The 21,138-nt window shown below is 58.2% G+C and carries 21 protein-coding genes; 13 read left to right on the top strand and 8 right to left on the bottom strand.

Annotation, left to right across the window (positions count from 1 at the left end):
* The first annotated feature begins 72 nt into the window (after nt 1–72).
* The 3 genes from bioA (at nt 73) to BN3796_RS11275 (ending at nt 3,428) form a co-directional block, all read left to right on the top strand.
* Nucleotides 73–1,359, top strand: coding sequence for an adenosylmethionine--8-amino-7-oxononanoate transaminase (gene bioA, locus BN3796_RS11285; RefSeq protein WP_073885206.1), 1,287 nt, complete (start codon nt 73–75; stop codon nt 1,357–1,359).
* A gap of 74 nt (nt 1,360–1,433) precedes the next feature.
* Nucleotides 1,434–1,910 carry a kinase inhibitor gene (locus tag BN3796_RS11280; protein ID WP_061708421.1) on the top strand — a complete coding sequence of 159 codons (477 nt, stop codon included), beginning with the start codon at nt 1,434–1,436 and terminating at the stop codon, nt 1,908–1,910.
* Nucleotides 1,911–2,144: 234 nt separating this feature from the next.
* Nucleotides 2,145–3,428 (top strand): putative acyl-CoA thioester hydrolase, encoded by a 1,284-nt coding sequence (locus BN3796_RS11275; protein WP_061708420.1) that lies wholly within the window; start codon nt 2,145–2,147, stop codon nt 3,426–3,428.
* Nucleotides 3,429–3,484: 56 nt separating this feature from the next.
* Here the strand turns inward: BN3796_RS11275 and pgl are convergent, their stop codons facing one another.
* Nucleotides 3,485–4,480, bottom strand: coding sequence for a 6-phosphogluconolactonase (pgl, locus tag BN3796_RS11270; RefSeq protein ID WP_061708419.1), 996 nt, complete (start codon nt 4,478–4,480; stop codon nt 3,485–3,487).
* Between the two features lie 141 nt (nt 4,481–4,621).
* On the opposite strand from pgl, the gene BN3796_RS11265 reads away from it, so the two are divergent.
* Entirely contained in the window at nt 4,622–5,440 is an 819-nt protein-coding gene (locus tag BN3796_RS11265) for a pyridoxal phosphatase (RefSeq protein WP_061708418.1), read from the top strand.
* Here BN3796_RS11265 and modC read toward each other — a convergent pair whose 3' ends face one another.
* The 4 genes from modC to BN3796_RS11245 all read right to left on the bottom strand — a co-directional run bounded on the left by modC (nt 5,441) and on the right by BN3796_RS11245 (nt 8,292).
* Nucleotides 5,441–6,499 carry a molybdenum ABC transporter ATP-binding protein ModC gene (gene modC, locus BN3796_RS11260; RefSeq protein ID WP_061708417.1) on the bottom strand — a complete coding sequence of 353 codons (1,059 nt, stop codon included), beginning with the start codon at nt 6,497–6,499 and terminating at the stop codon, nt 5,441–5,443.
* Between the two features lies 1 nt (nt 6,500).
* Nucleotides 6,501–7,190, bottom strand: a complete 690-nt coding sequence (modB, locus tag BN3796_RS11255) for a molybdate ABC transporter permease subunit (RefSeq protein WP_061708416.1) — start codon at nt 7,188–7,190, stop codon at nt 6,501–6,503.
* A complete protein-coding gene (modA, locus tag BN3796_RS11250) occupies nt 7,187–7,963 on the bottom strand; it encodes a molybdate ABC transporter substrate-binding protein (RefSeq protein ID WP_061708415.1) in 777 nt (258 codons plus the stop codon). Before modA ends, modB begins: the two co-directional genes overlap by 4 nt.
* Before the next feature lie 179 nt (nt 7,964–8,142).
* Nucleotides 8,143–8,292, bottom strand: a complete 150-nt coding sequence (locus tag BN3796_RS11245; protein ID WP_061708414.1) for an AcrZ family multidrug efflux pump-associated protein — start codon at nt 8,290–8,292, stop codon at nt 8,143–8,145.
* A gap of 129 nt (nt 8,293–8,421) precedes the next feature.
* Between BN3796_RS11245 and modE the strand changes: the two genes are divergently transcribed.
* The 7 genes from modE (at nt 8,422) to gpmA (ending at nt 16,291) form a co-directional block, all read left to right on the top strand.
* The gene (gene modE / locus BN3796_RS11240; protein WP_061708413.1) at nt 8,422–9,210 is read left to right on the top strand and encodes a molybdenum-dependent transcriptional regulator; all 789 of its coding nucleotides are present in this window, start codon (nt 8,422–8,424) and stop codon (nt 9,208–9,210) included.
* A 67-nt stretch (nt 9,211–9,277) separates the two neighbouring features.
* A complete protein-coding gene (gene modF / locus BN3796_RS11235; RefSeq protein WP_061708412.1) occupies nt 9,278–10,750 on the top strand; it encodes a molybdate ABC transporter ATP-binding protein ModF in 1,473 nt (490 codons plus the stop codon).
* Between the two features lie 279 nt (nt 10,751–11,029).
* Entirely contained in the window at nt 11,030–12,046 is a 1,017-nt protein-coding gene (galE, locus tag BN3796_RS11230) for a UDP-glucose 4-epimerase GalE (protein ID WP_061708411.1), read from the top strand.
* Between the two features lie 9 nt (nt 12,047–12,055).
* Entirely contained in the window at nt 12,056–13,102 is a 1,047-nt protein-coding gene (galT, locus tag BN3796_RS11225; RefSeq protein WP_061708410.1) for a galactose-1-phosphate uridylyltransferase, read from the top strand.
* A 2-nt stretch (nt 13,103–13,104) separates the two neighbouring features.
* The gene (gene galK, locus BN3796_RS11220) at nt 13,105–14,253 is read left to right on the top strand and encodes a galactokinase (protein ID WP_061708409.1); all 1,149 of its coding nucleotides are present in this window, start codon (nt 13,105–13,107) and stop codon (nt 14,251–14,253) included.
* On the top strand, nt 14,247–15,287 hold the full coding sequence (gene galM, locus BN3796_RS11215) for a galactose-1-epimerase (RefSeq protein ID WP_061708408.1): 1,041 nt from the start codon (nt 14,247–14,249) through the stop codon (nt 15,285–15,287). The genes galK and galM overlap by 7 nt, the downstream gene beginning before the upstream one ends.
* A 251-nt stretch (nt 15,288–15,538) precedes the next feature.
* Nucleotides 15,539–16,291 (top strand): 2,3-diphosphoglycerate-dependent phosphoglycerate mutase, encoded by a 753-nt coding sequence (gene gpmA, locus BN3796_RS11210; protein ID WP_061708407.1) that lies wholly within the window; start codon nt 15,539–15,541, stop codon nt 16,289–16,291.
* A gap of 79 nt (nt 16,292–16,370) precedes the next feature.
* On the opposite strand, the gene aroG is transcribed toward gpmA, so the two are convergent.
* Nucleotides 16,371–17,423 carry a 3-deoxy-7-phosphoheptulonate synthase AroG gene (gene aroG / locus BN3796_RS11205; RefSeq protein WP_061708406.1) on the bottom strand — a complete coding sequence of 351 codons (1,053 nt, stop codon included), beginning with the start codon at nt 17,421–17,423 and terminating at the stop codon, nt 16,371–16,373.
* A gap of 320 nt (nt 17,424–17,743) precedes the next feature.
* Between aroG and BN3796_RS11200 the strand changes: the two genes are divergently transcribed.
* Together BN3796_RS11200 and zitB are read left to right on the top strand one after the other, a co-directional pair.
* Complete coding sequence (locus tag BN3796_RS11200; protein WP_061708405.1) at nt 17,744–18,238, top strand: YbgS-like family protein; 495 nt, start codon at nt 17,744–17,746, stop codon at nt 18,236–18,238.
* 104 nt (nt 18,239–18,342) lie between these two features.
* The gene (gene zitB / locus BN3796_RS11195) at nt 18,343–19,278 is read left to right on the top strand and encodes a CDF family zinc transporter ZitB (RefSeq protein ID WP_061708404.1); all 936 of its coding nucleotides are present in this window, start codon (nt 18,343–18,345) and stop codon (nt 19,276–19,278) included.
* Here the strand turns inward: zitB and pnuC are convergent.
* Nucleotides 19,272–19,994: a nicotinamide riboside transporter PnuC gene (pnuC, locus tag BN3796_RS11190; RefSeq protein WP_061708403.1), complete on the bottom strand. Its 723-nt coding sequence runs from the start codon at nt 19,992–19,994 to the stop codon at nt 19,272–19,274. The genes zitB and pnuC overlap by 7 nt on opposite strands.
* Before the next feature lie 36 nt (nt 19,995–20,030).
* Nucleotides 20,031–21,074: a quinolinate synthase NadA gene (gene nadA, locus BN3796_RS11185; protein ID WP_061708402.1), complete on the bottom strand. Its 1,044-nt coding sequence runs from the start codon at nt 21,072–21,074 to the stop codon at nt 20,031–20,033.
* Nucleotides 21,075–21,138: the final 64 nt, after the last annotated feature.

The raw sequence follows: 21,138 nt of genomic DNA, 5'->3' as shown, positions 1-21,138 counted from the left end.
GGGTTTTGTTAATTGACGTTTCGGTTTATGATTGTAAACCTAAATCTTTTCAAAATGGTTTACAAGTCGATTATGACCCAGGACGATCTCGCCTTCGACAGGCAACATATCTGGCACCCTTACACCTCCATGACCCGCCCCCTGCCCGTCTACCCGGTGGCGTCGGCCCACGGCTGCGAGCTGCAGCTTGCCAGCGGCGAGCGGCTGGTGGACGGCATGTCCTCCTGGTGGGCGGCGATCCATGGCTATAACCATCCGCGTCTGAACGCGGCGATGCAGGCGCAGATCGCGAAGATGTCGCATGTGATGTTTGGCGGGATCACCCACCAGCCCGCGGTGGATCTCTGCCGTCGGCTGGTCGCCATGACCCCTTCGGCGCTGGAGTGCGTATTTCTGGCCGATACCGGCTCCGTGGCGGTAGAGGTGGCGATGAAAATGGCGCTTCAGTACTGGCACGCGAAGGGGGAGGCGCGCCGGCGTTTCCTTACCTTCCGTAACGGCTATCACGGGGATACCTTCGGCGCCATGTCGGTGTGCGACCCGGATAACTCCATGCACAGCCTGTGGAAGGGCTATCTGCCGGAGAACCTTTTCGCCCCTGCACCGCAAAGCCGTTTTGATGGCGAGTGGGACGAGGCGGATATGGTCAGCTTTGCCCGCCTGATGGCGGCGCACCGCCACGAGATTGCGGCGGTGATCCTTGAGCCGGTGATCCAGGGGGCGGGCGGAATGCGCTTCTATCACCCTGAGTGGCTTAAACGCCTGCGTAAAATGTGCGATCGCGAGGGAATTTTGCTGATTGCTGACGAGATCGCCACCGGGTTTGGTCGTACCGGCAAGCTCTTTGCCTGCGAGCATGCGGGGATCGCGCCGGATATTCTCTGCCTTGGCAAAGCGCTGACCGGCGGCACCCTGACCCTCTCCGCCACCCTTACCACCCGGCAGGTGGCCGAGACCATCAGCGACGGCGAGGCGGGCTGCTTTATGCACGGCCCGACCTTTATGGGTAACCCGCTTGCCTGCGCGGTGGCGAACGAGAGCCTGGCGATTCTGGAAAGCGGCGCGTGGCAGTCACAGGTGGCCGCCATCGAAGCGCAGCTCAAAGCGGAGCTGGCTGCGGCTGCCTCGGAATTTGTCGCAGACGTGCGCGTGCTGGGCGCCACGGGAGTGGTGGAGACAAGCCAGCCGGTCAACATGGCGGCGCTGCAGCGCTTTTTCGTCGAGCGTGGCGTCTGGGTGCGGCCGTTCGGCAGACTCATCTACCTGATGCCGCCGTATATCATTGATTCAGCGCAGCTGACCCGCCTGACCCGCGCGGTGACCGAAGCCGTTAACATTCCTGAACATTTTGTGAGTTAACCCAACGCCTTAGCTTAGGTACTCTGCGGGATTGTGCATTACACTTTTCTCATTCAACAGAGGGAGAAATCGGGATGAAGCTCATCAGTCAGGATCTGCGCGACGGCGAAAAGCTGCCCGCACGCCATGTCTTTAACGGCATGGGTTATCAGGGCGATAATATTTCGCCCCATCTGGCGTGGGACGATGTGCCTGCGGGCACCAAAAGTTTTGTCGTGACCTGCTACGATCCGGATGCCCCCACCGGCTCCGGCTGGTGGCACTGGATTGTCGCTAATCTGCCGGCGGATACCCGCGTGCTACCGCAGGGCTCGGGCTCCGATCTGGTGGCGCTGCCGGAAGGCGCCGTGCAGACCCGCACCGACTTTGGCAAAGCGGGCTACGGCGGCGCGGCGCCGCCGAAGGGGGAGTCGCACCGCTATATCTTCACCGTACACGCGCTGGACGTGGAGAAGATTGAAGTGGATGAAGAGTCGAGCGGCGCAATGGTGGGCTTTAACGTCCATTTCCATACTCTGGGCAGTGCGTCGATTACGGCGATCTATATTTAAAAATCCGGGCGTCGGCTTCGCCTTGCCTGGCCCACATTTCTGCCCCTCTTCCTGCCGGGGAGGGGCGTCACACTCGATAACCCCGGGTTTACAGGTTATCGCGATATTTATTTAAATTTACCCGCCACTCATGCAACTTTTTGCCAATTCATCTTCCCGTTTCGCTCAACTTAGTATAAAAAAGCAGGCTATTTCGATTATCCCGTTTTGACTCGCTAAGCAAGGAGCTTTCCCTTGAACATTTCCAGGATTTCCCGTCTGGCGCTGGCGCTCGCTTTTGGCGTTACCCTCTCCGCGTGCAGCTCCACGCCGCCAGATCAGCAGCCTTCTGAGCAGGTTGCGCCGGGCACCGCCTCTCGCCCGATCCTCTCGGCGGATGAAGCGAAAAACTTCACTCCGGCACACTATTTCGCGTCAATGGATCCCAATGCCGCGCCGTGGGCGCCGTCGCCAATTCGCCTGCCTGCCCAGCCTGATTTTGTCGTCGGGCCGGCGGGTACACAGGGGGTCACCCACACCTCGATCCAGGCAGCCGTAGATGCCGCGATCACCAAACATAGCGCCTCCCGCCAGTATATCGCGGTGATGCCGGGCGAGTATGAAGGCACCGTCTATGTGCCTGCCGCACCGGGCAGTATTACGATTTATGGTACGGGCGAAAAAGCGATCGACGTAAAGATTGGGCTGGCGATCGACTCTGAAATCGACAGCAATACCTGGCGTCATCTGGTTAACCCGGCCGGGAAATATATGCCGGGCAAACCGGCCTGGTATATGTATGACAACTGCCAGCGCAAGCGCAGCGCCACGGTGGGGATGATGTGCTCCGCCGTCTTCTGGTCCCAGAACAACGGGCTGCAGCTGCAGAACCTGACCATCCAGAATACGCTGGGCGACAGCGTCGACGCCGGAACGCATCAGGCCGTTGCCCTGCGCAACGACGGCGATCGCGTGCAGCTCAACAACGTTAATATCCTGGGTCGTCAGAACACCTTCTTTGTCACCAACAGCGGCATTCAGAACGCGATGCAGAACAATCGCCTGACCCGTACGCAGGTGACCAACAGCTACATTGAAGGCGATGTGGATATTGTCTCCGGACGCGGCGCGGTGGTGTTTGATAATACCGATTTCCGCGTGGTGAACTCCCGCACCCAGCAGGAGGGGTATGTCTTTGCCCCGGCGACGCTGTCGAACCTCTACTACGGCTTCCTCGCGGTCAACAGCCGCTTCACCGCCGCAGGGGATGGCGTGGCGCAGCTGGGCCGCTCGCTGGATGTCGACTCCATGACGAACGGTCAGGTAGTGATCCGCGACAGCGTGATTAACGAAGGCTTTAACATGGCGAAGCCGTGGGCCGACGCGGCTGTCTCGAAACGTCCTTACGCGGGTAATACCGGTGCGACGGACGATAAAGGCAACGTGCAGCGTAACCTGAACGACGCCAGCTTCAACCGCATGTGGGAATACAACAACCGCGGTCTGGGCAGCAAAGTGGTTGCCGAACCGAAAGCGTAATCCGCTTTTGTAGTGATAAAAAAACCTCGCGCTGGCGAGGTTTTTTCTTTTTCGGCTTAGTGTGCGTTAATGACCACCCACATCGGCCCCTGGCCCACGGCGTAACGGCCTTTTTCCTCCAGCAGCCCCTGCACTCCTTTGATCTCATAGAGCGCGATATGGTGGGATTTCTGCCCCGCCGCAATAAGGAACTTACCGCTGTCATCGATGTTAAAGCCGCGCGGCTGCGTTTCGGTCGGCTGGAAGCCCTCAATCGCCAGCACGCTGCCATCTTCGGAGACGCTAAAGACGGTGATCAGGCTGGCGGTACGATCGCAGGCGTAGAGATGACGGCCGTCCGGGGTGAGATGAATGTCCGCCGCCCAGCGGGTGTCGGAGAAGTCGGAAGGCATCATATCCAGTGTCTGCACGCACTCGATCTGACCGTGCGGATCGCTCAGCGCCCAGACGTCGACGGAGCTGTTCAGCTCGTTTACCACATAGGCGAACTTCTGGTTGGGGTGGAAGACCATATGACGCGGGCCTGCCCCTTCCACGGTGGTTACCTCCGCCGGGTTTTGCGCCACCAGATGGCCGTCATCGCTCAGCGTAAACAGGCAGATGCGATCCTGCTTGAGAGCGGGCACCCACAGGGTACGGTTGTCCGGGGAGATGTTGGCGGAGTGGCAGCCTTCCAGCCCTTCCACCACCTCGACGGTTTCGGTCGGGAGCCCGTCTTCCAGGCGGGTAACGCTCACGCAGCCGGCATTATAGGAGCCGCTAAAGAGAAAACGGCCTGAACGGTCGGTGGAGATATGGGTCGGGCTGCCCGGCAGCGGCGCTTCGGCGGTGAAGGTCAGCGCGCCGTCGTCAGGAGCGATACGATAGGCCAGCACGCGGAACTCCGGGCGCACGCCGACGTAGAGAAAACGTTTATCCGGGCTGATAACCATCGGCTGAACCTGCCCTGGCACATCGACAACCTGCACCAGCGTGAGGGAGCCTTCGGCGTTCAGACGCCAGACGTGGATCTGCTGGCTTTCCGGGCTGGCGGTATAAACAGTTTGTTTCATGAATACTCCTTTCGTCACTGCACGTGAAAGTGGTGAGTTTTTAACGGTGAATGCTGAATTTTAGCCAGGAATTTTGTCGGTATCGCCTCCCGGTGTACCATCCCTGAAGAAATTACATTCATTATCAATCCGGAAGAAAAAATGACCTCTCGTGTAATTGCGCTGGATTTAGACGGCACACTGCTTACTCCGCAAAAAACCCTGCTCCCCTCCTCCCTCGAGGCGCTGAAGCGCGCCCAGGAAGCGGGATATCAACTCCTCATCGTGACGGGCCGACACCACGTTGCCATTCATCCTTTTTATCAGGCACTGGCGCTGGATACACCTGCAATTTGCTGCAATGGCACTTATTCGTATGATTATCATGCAAAAAAGGTGCTGGAAGCCGATCCGCTGCCCGCAGACGATGCGCTGAAATTAATTACGCTACTGGACGAACATGACGTTCACGGCCTGATGTACGTGGACGACGCTATGCTCTTTGAGCGCCCTACCGGCCACGTGATCCGCACGCGTAACTGGGCGCAGTCGCTGCCGGAGGCCCAGCGTCCGGTCTTTACCCAGGTCGCTTCGCTGCGTGATGCCGCCCGGGAGGTGAATGCCATCTGGAAATTTGCCCTGACCGACGAAGATTCCGTCAAGCTCAACCATTTTGCCAGCCACGTGGAAGAGACGCTCGGGCTGGAGTGCGAACGCTCCTGGCACGATCAGGTGGATATTGCCCGCCGGGGCAACAGCAAGGGCAAGCGCCTGACCCGGTACATTGAGTCCCGGGGCGGCTCTATGAGCGATGTGATCGCCTTTGGCGATAACTATAACGATATCAGCATGCTGGAAGCGGCAGGCATGGGCGTGGCGATGGGTAACGCCGACGACGCGGTAAAGGCGCGGGCGAACGTGGTGATTGGCGATAACACGACCGACAGCATCGCTAAATTTATCTACACCCACCTGCTCTGATCAGGTGGTGATGGAGACGCTCTTGATCTGCGCGTAGAGCCACAGGCCGGGCCTGATGCCCAGCTCATCCCTGGCCCAGGGGCTCACCCGCGCCCAGAGCGTCTTACTGCCTATCTCAAGCTGGACCTCCACCTGCCCGCTATCATCGTAGCAACGGGCGACTCTGGCGCGCAGCACGTTGCGAATACTGGTCTGCTGCGGCGGCTGGAGCACCAGCGAAACGTCCGAAGCCTGGATACGGATGCGCAGCACCGACTGCAGCGGCTTATCCACCCTATTTACCCACAGATGCTGATCGCCCAGCGCCAGCGCGGTCATGGCGTAGTGCGGATGGTGCTCCAGCACGCTGACGCGCAGAATGCTGCTCTGCTGATCCTGCGGCAGCCACGGATGCATCACGCTGCTGCCCCACACCTCTTCCAGATTCCCGAACGCCTTCACACTCCCCGCTTCCAGCACCAGCACCTTATCCGCCAGATGCAAAATTTCATCCAGCGAGTGGCTCACATAGAGCATGGGGATATTAATCTCGCGCGCCAGCCGCTGCAGATAGGGCAGTAACTCGCGCTTACGCGGAATATCCAGCGAAGCCAGCGGCTCATCCAGCAGCAGCAGCTCCGGCGCGGTAAGCAGCGCCCGGCCAATCGCCACGCGCTGTTTTTCTCCCCCCGAAAGCGAAGAGGGCAGCCGATCGAGCAGCTGCTCAATGCCCAGCAGCGCCACCAGCTTATCAAACTGCCCCGCCATGCTTTTCGCCATGCCGTAACGCAGGTTGCCGCGCACGCTGTAGTGCGGAAAGAGTCGCGCATCCTGAAAAATATAACCGATACGGCGCTTCTCCGGCGCAAGGTAGATCCCCCGCTCCACGTCGTTCAGTACCCGTTCGTTAAGGACGATACGCCCCTTCTGCGGGCGCGTCAGGCCGCTGATAGCGTTGATAAGAGAGGTTTTGCCTGCGCCTGAGACGCCAAAGATAGCGGTAATGCCGCTGGCGGGCAGCGTTTCGTTAAGCGACAGCGTGTGATTGCCCAGCGTCTGGGTGAAGTGGAGCTCCAGCATCTTATTTCCCCATTCGTTGACGGCTGAGGCGCGCCAGCCACTCGGAGACCAGGAGTGACGCCAGCGCCAGCACAATCGAAATCACGCACAGCCGCGTGGCGGCCCCCTCCCCGCCGGGAGTCTGGATCAGGGTATACATCGCTAACGGCAGGGTGCGGGTTTCCCCGGGAATGTTAGAGACAAAGGTGATGGTCGCGCCAAACTCCCCCAGCGAACGGGCAAACGCCAGCACGGTGCCGACAATAATCCCCGGCAGGATGAGCGGCAGCGTGATGGTCAAAAAGACCCGCCAGCGCCCGGCACCCAGCGTGCGGGCAGCCTGCTCCAGCCGGATGTCCACCCCTTCAAGCGCGAGGCGAATCGCCCGCACCATCAGTGGAAAGGAGATTACCGCCGCCGCCAGCACCGCACCGCGCCAGCTAAAGGCAAAGGTCAGACCGAACCAGTCATAGAGCCACTGGCCGATTAATCCGCGGCGCCCCATCGTGATTAACAGCAGATATCCCACCACCACCGGCGGCAGGACCAGAGGAAGATGAATCAGGCTGTCGAGCAACGCTTTACCCGGAAATCGGCAGCGTACCAGCAGCCAGGCGACAAAGATCCCAAAGGGGAGACTAAAAACAACGGCCAGGGAAGAGACTTTCAGGCTCAGCAGTACCGCCTGCCATTCGGGATCCGTCAGTATCATTCGTGCGTGGTAAATCCATAGCGTTTAAAGATAGCGGAAGCTTCTGGCCCTTTCAGGTAGTTGCAGAACGCGCTCACCGCCGCATTTTTATGTCCATCCACGATGGCCACCGGATATTCCACCTTCTGGTGGGAATCTTCCGGGAAAGTGCCGACCACCTTAACACTTTTGCTGGCAACCGCGTCAGAGCCGTAGACAATACCGAGCGGCGCTTCGTTACGCTCTACCAGCGCCAGCGCGCCGCGTACATCTTCCGCTGGGGCCAGTTTCGGCGACAGGGTATCCCAGGCGCCCAGCTTTTGCAGCGCCTCTTTGGCGTAGATGCCCGCCGGAACGTGGTCCGGATCGCCTACCGCCAGGCGACCGCCGTGCAGCAGCGTGGTCCAGGGCGTCTGTTTGTTAACCGTGAACTCCCCCTGCGCGCTCGCTTTCGGTGCCACTACCACCAGGCTGTTGCCCAGCAGCGTTTCACGGGTAGCGATATCGATCGCTTTCTTATCCGCCGCGTAATCCATCCACTTCTGATCGGCAGAGATAAAGAGATCGGCCGGCGCGCCTGCCTCTATCTGGCGTGCCAGCGTGGAGGATGAGGCAAAGGAGTAGACAACCTCAACATTTTTCTCTTTCTTATACTGCGCCGCAATATCCTGCATGGCGTTGGTTAATGACGCCGCGGCAAAGACCGTAATTTTCCCCTCCTGCGCCAGCGCCTGCCCGGCCATGACGAGGGTTAACGTCGCGCCTGCAAAAAGGCGTACCCAGGTACGTGTCATTCTTCACTCCTCCTTTCGTTATATAAATATAAATATAACGGAAAGAGGAAGCGGAACGCCAGCGATTTACCGTCGGGTAAGGTAACGATTAAGGGGTACGATCGGTCAGAAAAATTATCGGCGCAGGGCGGGGAAACTTGAGAGCAAAACGCCCGGACAGGCCGGGCGATTTGAGGGAATCAGTGCTGTTTTTTGGGCTGGTCGCGGTGACCAATTTTAGAAAAGACGTTGAACACTTCACCCAGGCCGTAGATGGCGCCGAGGATGAGAGCCATCACCACTGGGACCATGATCACGGCGAATACCAGACTTTTCAACAACTCTAACATGGCTTTCTCCAGATATTGTGAACATCTTATTCTAACCCGAAACGTCAGAAAAACATCCCCTTTTGTGCGGTGCCCTTTGCGCGTAGGGCCAATTGGGTCACAATAGAATTTTTGTCAGGATACCGCGTTATGCAGGCTGAAATCCTTCTTACCCTGAAACTCCAGCAAAAGCTGTTTGCCGATCCGCGTCGGATCGCCCTGCTTAAACAGATAGAACAAACCGGCTCCATTAGCCAGGGGGCAAAAAACGCCGGCATCAGCTACAAGAGCGCCTGGGATGCCATCAATGAGATGAATACCCTGAGCGAACAGCCGCTGGTGGATCGCGCCACCGGTGGCAGGGGCGGCGGCGGTGCGGCGCTGACCCGCTACGGTCGCCGCCTGATCCAGCTATACGATCTGCTGGCGCAGATCCAGCAGAAAGCGTTTGATGCCCTGAGCGACAACGATGATGTACCGCTCGACAGCCTGCTGGCGGCGCTCTCCCGCTTCTCGCTACAGACCAGCGCCCGCAATCAGTGGTTTGGCACAATCACCGCCCGGGATCGCGATCAGATCCAGCAGCATGTAGAGGTATTGCTGGCCGATGGTGCCACCCGCCTGAAGGTCGCGGTCACCGCGCAGAGCGGCGAGCGGCTGGGGCTGGAGGAAGGCAAAGAGGTGCTGATCCTGCTGAAAGCGCCGTGGGTTAACGTGACGTGCGACCCCGCACAGGCACAGGGGGCGGATAACCAGCTGCGCGGCACGATAAGCCATATTGAGCGCGGCGAAACGCAGTGTGAGGTGCTAATGACATTGCCGGACGGCCAGCGCCTTTGCGCCACGGTACCCTCCTCCGGGGCGGCGGATCTGGAAGAAGATCGGGAAGTGACGGCATATTTTAACGCCGATCGGATCATTATCGCCACGTTGTGCTAAGCGCATTGACAAACATACCGTCTGTGGGTATCCCTGAACGCTGTTGCTGCAAAAAACGGGATAACTCATGTCATCATTGCAAATTTCGCAAGGTACGTTTCGCGTTGGCGATACGCGCACGCTTAACACGGGCAACCTGACGCTACGTGCGGGGGAAAGCTGGGCCTTTGTCGGCGCAAACGGCAGCGGCAAATCAGTCCTTGCCCGCGCCCTCGCAGGGGAGCTGCCGCTACTGCAGGGCGAGCGGCGCTGCGATTTTCGCCGCCTGACGCGCCTCTCTTTCGAACAGCTTCAAAAACTGGTCAGCGACGAGTGGCAGCGGAACAATACCGATCTGCTCAGCCCCGGCGAAGAGGATACCGGACGCACCACCGCGGAGATCATTCAGGATGAGATCCAGGATGATGCCCGCTGCCGCGCCCTGGCGGCGCAGTTTGGTATTAGCGGGCTATTGTCGCGTCGCTTCAAATACCTCTCTACCGGCGAAACCCGCAAGACTCTGCTCTGCCAGGCGCTGATGGGGGAACCGGATCTGCTGATTCTGGACGAACCGTTCGATGGCCTGGACGTGGCATCTCGCGCACAGCTGGCCCTGCTGCTGGAGGAGCTTAACCAGCAGGGTTATACGCTGGCGCTGGTGCTCAACCGCTTTGATGAAATTCCCGATTTTGTGCAGTATGCGGGAGTGCTGGCGGACTGTACCCTGACGGAGACCGGGCCGAAAGCGACGCTGCTTCAGCAGGCGCTGATTGCCCAGCTGGCGCACAGCGAGAAGCTTGCCGAGATTGCTCTTCCCGAGCCGGACGCCCCGCCCGCCCGCCACGCTCTCCCCCACGACCAGCCACGCATCGTGCTGAACAACGGCGTGGTCTCTTATAACGATCGGGCGGTGCTCGATCGGCTGAGCTGGACCGTCAATCCCAAAGAGCACTGGCAGATTACTGGCCCCAACGGAGCGGGTAAATCAACCCTGCTGAGTCTTATCACCGGCGATCATCCTCAGGGCTACAGCAACGATCTGACGCTCTTTGGCCGCCGTCGCGGAAGCGGCGAAACCATCTGGGATATCAAAAAGCATATCGGCTATGTCAGCAGCAGCCTGCATCTGGACTATCGCGTCAGTACCTCGGTGCGTAACGTCATTCTGTCAGGCTATTTCGACTCTATCGGTATCTATCAGGCGGTATCGGATAAGCAGCGCATGCTGGCGCAGCAGTGGCTTGATATTCTTGGAATGGATAACCGGGTGGCGGATGCGCCGTTTCATAGCCTCTCCTGGGGGCAACAGCGGCTGGCGCTGATCGTGCGGGCGCTGGTCAAACATCCGACGCTGCTGATCCTCGACGAGCCGCTACAGGGGCTGGACCCGCTCAACCGCCAGCTAATCCGGCGTTTTGTGGATGTGCTGATTGGCGAAGGTGAAACGCAACTACTGTTTGTCTCCCATCACGCCGAGGATGCCCCCGCCTGCATCACCCACCGGCTCGCCTTTATCCCGCAGGATGAAGGCTATCGCTACGATCTGAGTCGTATTCGGTAAGTCAAAAGCACACTCTTCGCGCCTGATTCGCTGCGCTTCAGGTCTACAGGGATATCAGCCGGGTAAGGCTTAGCCGCCACCCGGCGTAACGCTGTGCCCTCTTTTTCAGACAATCAGCAGGATTGCACCTTTAACTAATTGATTTACTATGGCGTACACCATCATTTAAATGGATAAAATACGCAGTGTAAACGATTCCACTATTTTATCCCATGTCACACTTTTACGCGCTCTGTTATGCTATGTTTATTTCATACCATAGGCTTAACGGAGCGAATTATGAGAGTATTGGTAACAGGTGGTAGCGGTTACATTGGCAGCCATACCTGTGTGCAATTGCTGCAAAATGGCCATGATGTTCTGATCCTCGACAACCTCTGCAACAGCAAGCGTAGCGTGCTGCCCGTTATTGAGCGTCTCGGCGGTAACCAGCCCACCTTCGTGGAGGGCGATATCCGCAACGAAGCGCTGATGACCGAGATCCTCCACGACCACGCCATTGATACCGTGATCCACTTTGCGGGCCTGAAGGCGGTGGGCGAATCGGTGGCGAAACCGCTCGAATACTACGATAACAACGTCAACGGTACGCTGCGTCTCATCGCCGCCATGCGCGCGGCGAACGTAAAAAACCTTATCTTCAGCTCCTCCGCCACGGTCTATGGCGATCAGCCGAAAATCCCCTACGTTGAAAGCTTCCCTACCGGCACGCCGCAAAGCCCCTACGGCAAGAGCAAGCTGATGGTGGAACAGATCCTGACCGATCTGCAGAAAGCCCAGCCGGAGTGGAGCATTGCCCTGCTGCGCTATTTCAACCCGGTCGGCGCCCATCCGTCAGGCGATATGGGCGAAGATCCGCAGGGTATTCCGAATAACCTGATGCCTTATATCGCCCAGGTCGCCGTCGGGCGCCGCGAATCGCTGGCGGTCTTTGGCAATGATTACCCGACCAAAGATGGCACCGGCGTGCGCGACTATATCCACGTGATGGATCTGGCAGACGGCCACGTGGCCGCCATGCAGCAGCTGGCCAACAAGCCGGGCGTACATATCTACAACCTCGGCGCGGGGGTGGGCAGCAGCGTGCTGGACGTGGTCAACGCCTTCAGCAAGGCCTGTGGCAAGCCGGTGAACTATCATTTTGCGCCGCGTCGCGACGGCGACCTCCCGGCCTACTGGGCAGACGCGACGAAAGCGGACAACGAGCTAAACTGGCGTGTTACCCGCACGCTTGATGAGATGGCACAAGATACCTGGCGCTGGCAGTCACGCCATCCGCAGGGGTATCCAGACTAAGGATTTGTCATGACGCAATTCAATCCCGTCGATCATCCGCATCGACGCTACAACCCCTTAACCGGGCAATGGATTCTGGTTTCACCGCATCGCGCAAAGCGCCCCTGGCAGGGCGCCCAGGAGACGCCGTCCAGCGAGAAGCTGCCGACGCACGATCCCGACTGTTTTCTCTGCCCGGGCAATACCCGCGTCACCGGCGATAAGAATCCCGATTACAAGGGCACCTACGTCTTTACCAACGACTTCGCGGCGCTGATGACCGACACGCCGGACGCGCCGGAAAGCGACGATCCGCTGATGCGCTGCCAGAGCGCGCGCGGCACCAGCCGCGTGATCTGCTTTTCACCCGATCACAGCAAAACGCTACCGGAACTGAGCGTCGCGGCGCTGAAAGAGGTGGTGAAAACCTGGCAGGCGCAAACCGCCGACTTAGGCCAGCACTATCCCTGGGTTCAGGTGTTTGAAAATAAAGGGGCGGCGATGGGCTGCTCTAACCCACATCCGCACGGTCAGGTCTGGGCGAATAGCTTTTTACCCAACGAGGCCGAGCGCGAAGATCGTCTGCAGCGCGACTATTACGCGCAGCAGGGCTCCCCGATGCTGGTGGATTACGTGCAACGCGAGCTGGCCGACGGCAGCCGCACGGTAGTGGAAACCGCGCACTGGCTGGCGGTTGTGCCCTACTGGGCCGCCTGGCCGTTTGAGACGCTGCTGCTGCCAAAAGCGCATGTACAACGCATCACCGACCTGAACGACGCCCAGCGCGACGATCTGGCGCTGGCGCTGAAGAAGCTGACCAGCCGCTACGATAATCTCTTCCAGTGCTCCTTCCCTTACTCGATGGGCTGGCACGGCGCGCCGTTTAATGGCGAAGAGAATGCGCACTGGCAGCTGCACGCCCATTTTTATCCGCCGCTGCTGCGCTCGGCAACGGTACGTAAATTTATGGTGGGCTACGAGATGCTGGCGGAAACCCAGCGCGATCTGACGGCGGAACAGGCGGCGGAACGCCTGCGCGCGGTCAGCGACGTCCATTATCGCGAATCAGGAGTTTAATAATGAGTCTGAAAGAGAAAACACAATCCCTGTTTGCTGAAAAATTCGGCTACCCTGCCACCCATGCTATCCAGGCGCCGGGCCGCGTTAACCTGATTGGCGAACACACCGACTATAACGACGGCTTCGTGCTGCCGTGCGCCATTGACTATCAAACCGTTATTAGCTGCGCAAAACGCGACGACCGTCAGGTGCGCGTGATTGCGGCTGACTACGATAACGAAATCGACCAGTTCTCGCTGGATGAGCCTGTTCTGGCGCATGAAACCCAGCAGTGGTCGAACTACGTGCGCGGTGTGGTGAAGCATCTCCAGCAGCGCGACAAGAGTTTCGGCGGCGCCGATCTGGTGATCACCGGCAACGTGCCGCAGGGGGCCGGACTGAGCTCCTCCGCCTCGCTGGAAGTGGCGGTGGGAACCGTCTTTCAGCAGCTCTACCATCTTCCGCTGGACGGGGCGCAGATCGCCCTCAACGGCCAGGAGGCGGAGAACCAGTTTGTCGGCTGTAACTGCGGCATCATGGACCAGCTCATCTCCGCGCTCGGCAAGAAAGATCACGCCCTGCTGATCGACTGCCGCTCGCTTGGCACCAAAGCGGTCTCCCTGCCGAAAGGGGCGGCGGTGATCATCATCAACAGTAACTTTAAGCGCACCCTGGTGGGCAGCGAATACAACACCCGCCGCGAGCAGTGCGAAACCGGCGCGCGCTTCTTCCAGCAGCCCGCCCTGCGCGACGTCACCCTTGAAGAGTTCAATAAGGTGGCCTCGGAGCTGGATCCGGTAGTCGCGAAACGCGTGCGTCACGTCCTGACCGAGAATGCCCGTACCGTAGAAGCGGCCAGCGCGCTGGAAAAAGGCGATCTGAAGCGTATGGGCGAGCTGATGGCCGAGTCCCATGCCTCCATGCGCGACGATTTTGAAATCACCGTGCCGCAAATCGACACCCTGGTGGAGATTGTCAAAGCCGCGATTGGTGAGAAAGGCGGCGTACGCATGACCGGCGGCGGCTTCGGCGGCTGCGTCGTGGCGCTGGTGCCTGAGGATCTGGTCTCAACGGTAGAAGAAGCGGTAGCGGCACAGTACGAAGCCAAAACCGGCATTAAAGAGACTTTTTACGTGTGCAAAGCGTCACAAGGAGCGGGACAGTGTTAAAAGAGACTCCTTCCACCGCCGCCGATGGCCTGCCCTGGCGTCTGATCACCCTGCGCAACGAGGCGGGAATGGTCGTCACCCTGATGGACTGGGGCGCGACGCTGCTTTCGGCACGCGTCCCCCTGCCGGACGGCAGCGTGCGCGAAACCCTGCTCGGCTGCCCCTCCCCGGAGCACTATACTGAGCAGACCGCCTTTCTTGGCGCGTCGATTGGTCGCTATGCGAACCGCATCGCCAAAAGTCGCTTTACCCTGGACGGCGCGGATTACAGCCTGCTGTCAAGTCAGGGCGAAAACCAGCTTCACGGCGGGCCGGACGGCTTTGACAAGCGCCGCTGGCGCATTGTGCAGCAGAACGACAGCGAAGCGCTTTTTTCCCTGGAATCACCGGACGGCGACCAGGGATTCCCCGGCAACCTTATCGCCTCGGCCCGCTTTACCCTGAGCGAGGATAACCGTCTGGCCATTGAGTATCGCGCCACGGTCGATAAGCCCTGCCCGGTCAACCTGACCAACCACGCCTATTTCAACCTCGACGGCGACCAGAGCGACGTGCGCGACCACCATCTGCAGCTTCTGGCGGATGCTTATCTGCCGGTGGATGAGATGGGGATCCCCCATGAGGGACTGAAGCTGGTCTCCGGTACGAGCTTTGATTTCCGCCAGCCGAAAACCATCGGCCAGGATTTCTTAAGCGATGACGATCAGCGCAAGGTAAACGGCTACGACCACGCCTTCCTGCTGACCGCTCAGGGGGATATGAAGCAGCCGGCTGCTCACGTCTGGTCGGCGGACAAGAAATTGCAAATGTCGGTCTATACGACGGCTCCGGCGCTGCAGTTCTATTCCGGCAACTTTCTGGCAGGCACCGCCGCACGCGAACATGGCGACTATAACGCCTGGCAGGGGCTGGCGCTGGAAAGCGAGTTTCTGCCGGACAGCCCGAACCATCCGGAGTGGCCGCAGCCAGACTGCGTGTTGCGCCCGGGGGAAGAGTATGTCAGCGTGACGGTATATCAGTTTACGCCGCGATAATCTCTGCCGGTGGCGCTTCACTTACCCCGCCTGCGGGAATAACACCAATCATCAGCCCTCCACCGGAGGGCTTTTTTCTGCGCATATTGCTGAAAATAGCGCCATTCAAGGACAAAAACATAACCCTGTATTCACAAGCAGCTTACACTGCGTGACTATTTTCGCTATGGTTATGGGTAAGCGTTGCCGCTGGCACAGCTACGGCAATATAATGAGAATTGTTATCATTCAAAATGCTTGAGGAGTACGATATGGCTGTAACTAAGCTGGTTCTGGTTCGTCACGGCGAAAGCCAGTGGAACAACGAAAACCGCTTTACTGGCTGGTATGACGTTGACCTGTCCGAGAAAGGGGTAAGCGAAGCGAAAGCAGCCGGTAAGCTGCTGAAAGCGGAAGGCTTTACCTTTGATTTTGCTTACACCTCTGTGCTGAAACGTGCCATCCATACGCTGTGGAACGTGCTGGACGAGCTGGATCAGGCCTGGCTGCCGGTTGAGAAATCCTGGAAACTGAACGAGCGTCACTACGGCGCGCTGCAGGGTCTGAACAAAGCGGAAACCGCTGAAAAGTATGGTGACGAGCAGGTGAAACAGTGGCGTCGCGGCTTCGCGGTGACTCCGCCAGAGCTGACCAAAGACGATGAACGTTACCCGGGCCACGATCCGCGCTACTCCAAACTGACCGACGCGGAACTGCCAACTACCGAAAGCCTGGCGCTGACCATTGACCGCGTCGTACCGTACTGGAATGAAACCATTCTGCCGCGCCTGAAAAGCGGTGAGCGCGTGATCATCGCAGCTCACGGTAACTCCCTGCGCGCGCTGGTGAAATACCTGGATAACATGAGCGAAGAAGCGATTCTCGAACTGAACATCCCGACCGGCGTGCCGCTGGTTTACGAGTTCGATGAGAACTTCAAGCCGATTAAACACTACTATCTGGGCAACGCAGAAGAGATCGCAGCCAAAGCGGCAGCGGTAGCGAACCAGGGTAAAGCGAAGTAAAAAAAAGCCCGGTCGCGCATAGCGCGTACCGGACTCTCTGCTGGCCGGATCGCCTGTGCGATCCGGCTTTTTTATTTTCTTAACCGCGACGCGCTTTGACCGCGGCGGCCAGCTGGCGCAGCAGGGTATCGGTATCTTCCCAGCCGATGCAGGCGTCGGTAACACTTTTACCGTAGACCAGCGGCTCGCCGCTCTCCAGGCTCTGATTGCCTTCCACCAGATGGCTTTCAATCATTACGCCGATAATCGCTTTCTCACCCTTCACGATCTGCTCGCAGACGTCGGCGCCCACCTCCATCTGCTTTTTAAACTGCTTGCAGGAGTTGGCATGGCTGAAGTCGATCATCACCTGTGGCGGCAGACCCGCTTTCTCCAGGCCCGCTTTCACCTCCGCCACATGCTTCGCGCTGTAGTTCGGCTCTTTACCGCCGCGCAGGATGATATGGCAGTCGCCGTTGCCGCTGGTGTTCACAATCGCGGAGTGGCCCCACTTGGTGACCGAGAGAAAACAGTGTGGCGCGCTCGCGGCGCCGATGGCATCAATGGCCACTTTGATGGTGCCGTCGGTGCCATTTTTAAATCCTACCGGGCAGGAAAGCCCCGACGCCAGTTCGCGGTGTACCTGGGACTCGGTGGTACGCGCACCAATCGCTCCCCAGCTCATCAAATCGGCAACGTATTGCGGGGTGATCATATCGAGGAATTCTCCCGCCGCCGGCAGGCCGCTGTCGTTAATATCCAGCAGCAGTTTACGGGCGATGCGCAGGCCGTCATTAATCTGGAAGCTGTTATCCATGTGCGGATCGTTAATCAGCCCTTTCCAGCCGACGGTGGTACGCGGCTTTTCAAAGTAAACGCGCATCACCACCTCCAGCTCGCCCTTCAGCTCTTCCCGCAGCGTCAGCAGTCGTGCCGCATACTCTTTGGCTGCCGCCGGATCGTGAATGGAGCAAGGACCTATAATCACCAGCAGTCGATCGTCCTCACCTTTCAGGATCTGGTGGATCGCTTTACGGGCGTGAGAGACGGTATTGGCGGCGTTTTCAGTGGCGGGGAATTTTTCAAGGAGCGCTACGGGCGGTAATAACTCGTTGATCTCTTTAATACGTAAATCGTCGTTCTGATAATTCATCTTCTTTCCAGCGTTGCCATATTTTTTTTGGGGAATGCAATGCTTTCAATCTATCTTGTCACCCCGGAAGTGTAAACTGCCTTTTACACTTCTCACGGATTATTCCTGGAATACGCTAAAAAAACCTCACAAAGTAGCGAAAAACGAGATTTACCCTACACTTTTTAACTGTAACCACTCTGTTTATGCACTTTAACGCGATTCCGTACTGGCTAAGATTCTGCGGTCGGGATCTTTCACCACTGAGCGACTACTTTTATCGCCTGTGTACTGTTGGACGAAGTTATCCAGCATATAACGACCAGAACAGGAGCAGTAAGATGAAAATGACTAAACTGGCAACCCTTTTCCTGACAGCAACTCTGACCATGGCAAGCGGCGCCGCGCTGGCTGCCGATACCACCGGTTCAGCCGATAATAACGGCCAGGCGAACGCCGCTGCGGATGCGGGCCAGGTGGCGCCTGGCGCGAAAGAGAATATTGCGCCAAATAACCTTGATGGCACCAATATTAACAAAAGCAGTACCAATACTAATACCACCGGGACAAGCGCAACCGGCACTGACTCTACGACCGGCACCAGCGCTACCGGCACCACCGGCACTACGGGTACCAGCGCTACCGGCACCACCGGCACTACGGGTACCAGCGCGACAGGCACTACTGGCACCATGAACCATGACAATATGTCCACAGAAGAAATGCACAAAAATACCATGTGCAAGGATGGTCGTTGCCCGGATACCAATGACAAAGTCGGTTCCGTGAATGGCGATACCGATGTCAACACTAAAACGGACGGCACCACCCAGTAAGTCTGTTTCGGTGAATGACGAAGAGGAGAGCCTGGGCTCTCCTTTCTTTTTTGTGCAAAATATTTAACACTCTGCAGGGAATAATAACGAATCAGGATTTCACTATGGCGCACTCGCACTCCCATTCGCACGGCAATCAGGATGAAAACGCCAGACGGCTAATGCTGGCTTTCGCCGTTACCGCCACATTCATGGTTATAGAGGTGATCGGGGGGCTTATCTCCGGCTCGCTCGCGCTGCTGGCCGATGCGGGCCATATGCTGACCGACGCCGCCGCCCTGCTGTTCGCGCTGCTGGCGGTACAATTTGCCCGCCGCCCACCCAACGCCCGCCACACCTTCGGCTGGCTGCGCCTCACCACCCTTGCCGCCTTTGTGAACGCCATCGCGCTGGTGGTGATTACTATTCTGATTGTCTGGGAAGCGATCCAGCGTTTTCGCTTCCCACAACCCGTCGCCGGCACGACGATGATCGTCATCGCTGTCGCCGGGTTAATTGCCAATCTGCTGGCATTCTGGATTTTGCATCGCGGTAGCGCAGAGAAGAACTTAAACGTACGCGCCGCCGCGCTCCATGTGCTGGGCGATCTGCTGGGCTCGGTAGGCGCCATCGTGGCCGCTGTGGTGATCCTGACCACCGGCTGGACCCCGGTCGACCCGATCCTGTCGATACTGGTTTCATGCCTTGTGCTGCGCAGCGCCTGGAAACTTTTGCAGGAGAGCGTCAACGAGCTGCTGGAAGGCGCGCCGGTCTCAATGGATATCCCCGACCTCAAACGTAACCTCTGCCGCTCGTTGCCGGAAGTGCGCAACGTTCACCATGTTCACCTCTGGCAGGTGGGGGAAAAACCGGTTATCACACTGCATGTGCAGGTGATCCCGCCGCACGATCACGATGCGCTGCTGGGAAGGATTCAACATTTTCTGGAGCATCACTACGCGATAGCGCATGCCACCATACAGATGGAATACCAGCCGTGCGCCGGGGCAGACTGTCATCTCAATGAGCTACACTCCCCCCATACGCACCATCATCACTGACCGGATAGCGCGCGGGAGCCCCGTTCACGCGCGCTGTTCATCCACATCCTGCTGCCGTTGAGGGCGATAAAGGTGAGCAGGAGGTACTCCAGCGACATGGCATAGACCCCCTGCAGAGCGAATATCACCACGCTTATCACATTAATGATGACCCACAAGAGCCAGTTCTCAACGTATTTTCGGGTCATCAGGATCATGGCGACTATCGAGAGCACCATCATGCAGGAGTCCCAGAACGGAAAGGCGTCAGGCTGAAGTTCCGGCATAGTGACATTCAGCCCCAGCCCAGACATCGCCGTCACCGCCACACGCGTGAGAAACGCGAACACCGGATTAATATAGACAGTCATTAACCCGATGGCGATTACGCAGGCGGCAAGCCAACCCAGCGCCTTCGGCAGCGGCAACCAGCGGATGTGCAGCGCCGCCTCCTGCTCGTTGTTCTGCCGGGACCATGCGTACCAGCCATAAATATTCGCCGCAAAGAAAAAGAGCTGGAGCAGCAGGCTGGCGTAGAGCTGGATCTGAAAGAAAATAATCGCGAAGAGCGTGACGTTAATCAGGCCAAACGCGTAGTTGCTGATTTTCTCCAGGCTGGCAAGCCAAATACAGAGCAGGCCCGCCAGGGTCCCCACGGCTTCAATCCATGACAGGTCATAGCCGCCTGTCCCAATAGGTATATGTACCAGGATGTTCTGTGTGCTAAAAAAATCCATCTTGTCCCCGAAGCCTGTGGTGTGTGGACCGCCCTGTTATGAACGTAGTGTAGCTGCAAAATCGAGCATACGATTAAGCGGCAGTAACGCCCCTTCACGCAAGGCGGCATCCACATGGATCTCATGGGCGGTTCCGCCCGTTTCCAGCCCCTCGGCAATCGCCTTCAGGCCGTTCATCGCCATCCAGGGACAGTGAGCGCAGCTGCGACAGGTCGCCCCTTCCCCGGCGGTCGGCGCCTCGAATAAAGTTTTTTCCGGCACCGCCTGCTGCATTTTATAGAAGATCCCGCGATCGGTGGCAACGATAAGCTGCTGATGGGGAAGCGTTCTGGCCGCATTGATAAGCTGGCTGGTCGAGCCGACTGCATCCGCCATGCTGACAACTGACTGAGGCGACTCCGGGTGCACCAGGATCGCAGCCTCAGGATAGAGCCCTTTCATGCGCATCAGCGCCTGGGTTTTAAATTCGTCATGAACGATACAGGCCCCCTGCCAGCACAACACGTCAGCACCGGTCTGCTTCTGCACATAGCTGCCGAGATGTTTGTCCGGCGCCCAGATAATCTTTTGCCCAAGACTGTCGAGATAATCGATCAGCTCGACGGCAATGCTGGACGTTACCACCCAGTCCGCCCGCGCCTTTACCGCTGCAGAGGTGTTCGCATAGACAACTACCGTTCTGTCAGGATGCGCATCGCAAAAGGCGCTAAATTCCTCAATGGGGCAGCCGAGATCGAGCGAGCACTCCGCGTTGAGCGTGGGCATAAGGATCGTTTTTTCCGGGCTGAGTATTTTGGCCGTTTCGCCCATAAAGCGCACCCCGGCTACAAGCAGCGTGGAGGCGGGATGCCTGGCGCCAAAGCGCGCCATCTCCAGCGAGTCGGAGATGCAGCCGCCGGTCTCTTCCGCGAGCTGTTGGATCTCAGGATCGGTGTAGTAGTGCGCCACCATGACCGCGTCCCGCTCCTTGAGCAGACGCTTGATTTTTTCGCGGTAGAACTGCTTTTCGTCCAGGGTCAGCGGGACGGGCTTAGGAGGAAAAGGATAAATCGCAGCTTCAGGATCAAACATCACGCTCATTATGGCTTCTCGTTTTTCTGGCTTAACAATATTGCCTTCATTTTGCGGGAAATAGCAAAAACTG

This window comes from Pseudenterobacter timonensis (genome assembly GCF_900021175.1).
Taxonomy (GTDB): domain Bacteria; phylum Pseudomonadota; class Gammaproteobacteria; order Enterobacterales; family Enterobacteriaceae; genus Enterobacter; species Enterobacter timonensis.
The sequence above is the reverse complement of the archived record's forward strand: the minus strand, read 5'-3'. Positions and strand labels throughout refer to the sequence as shown.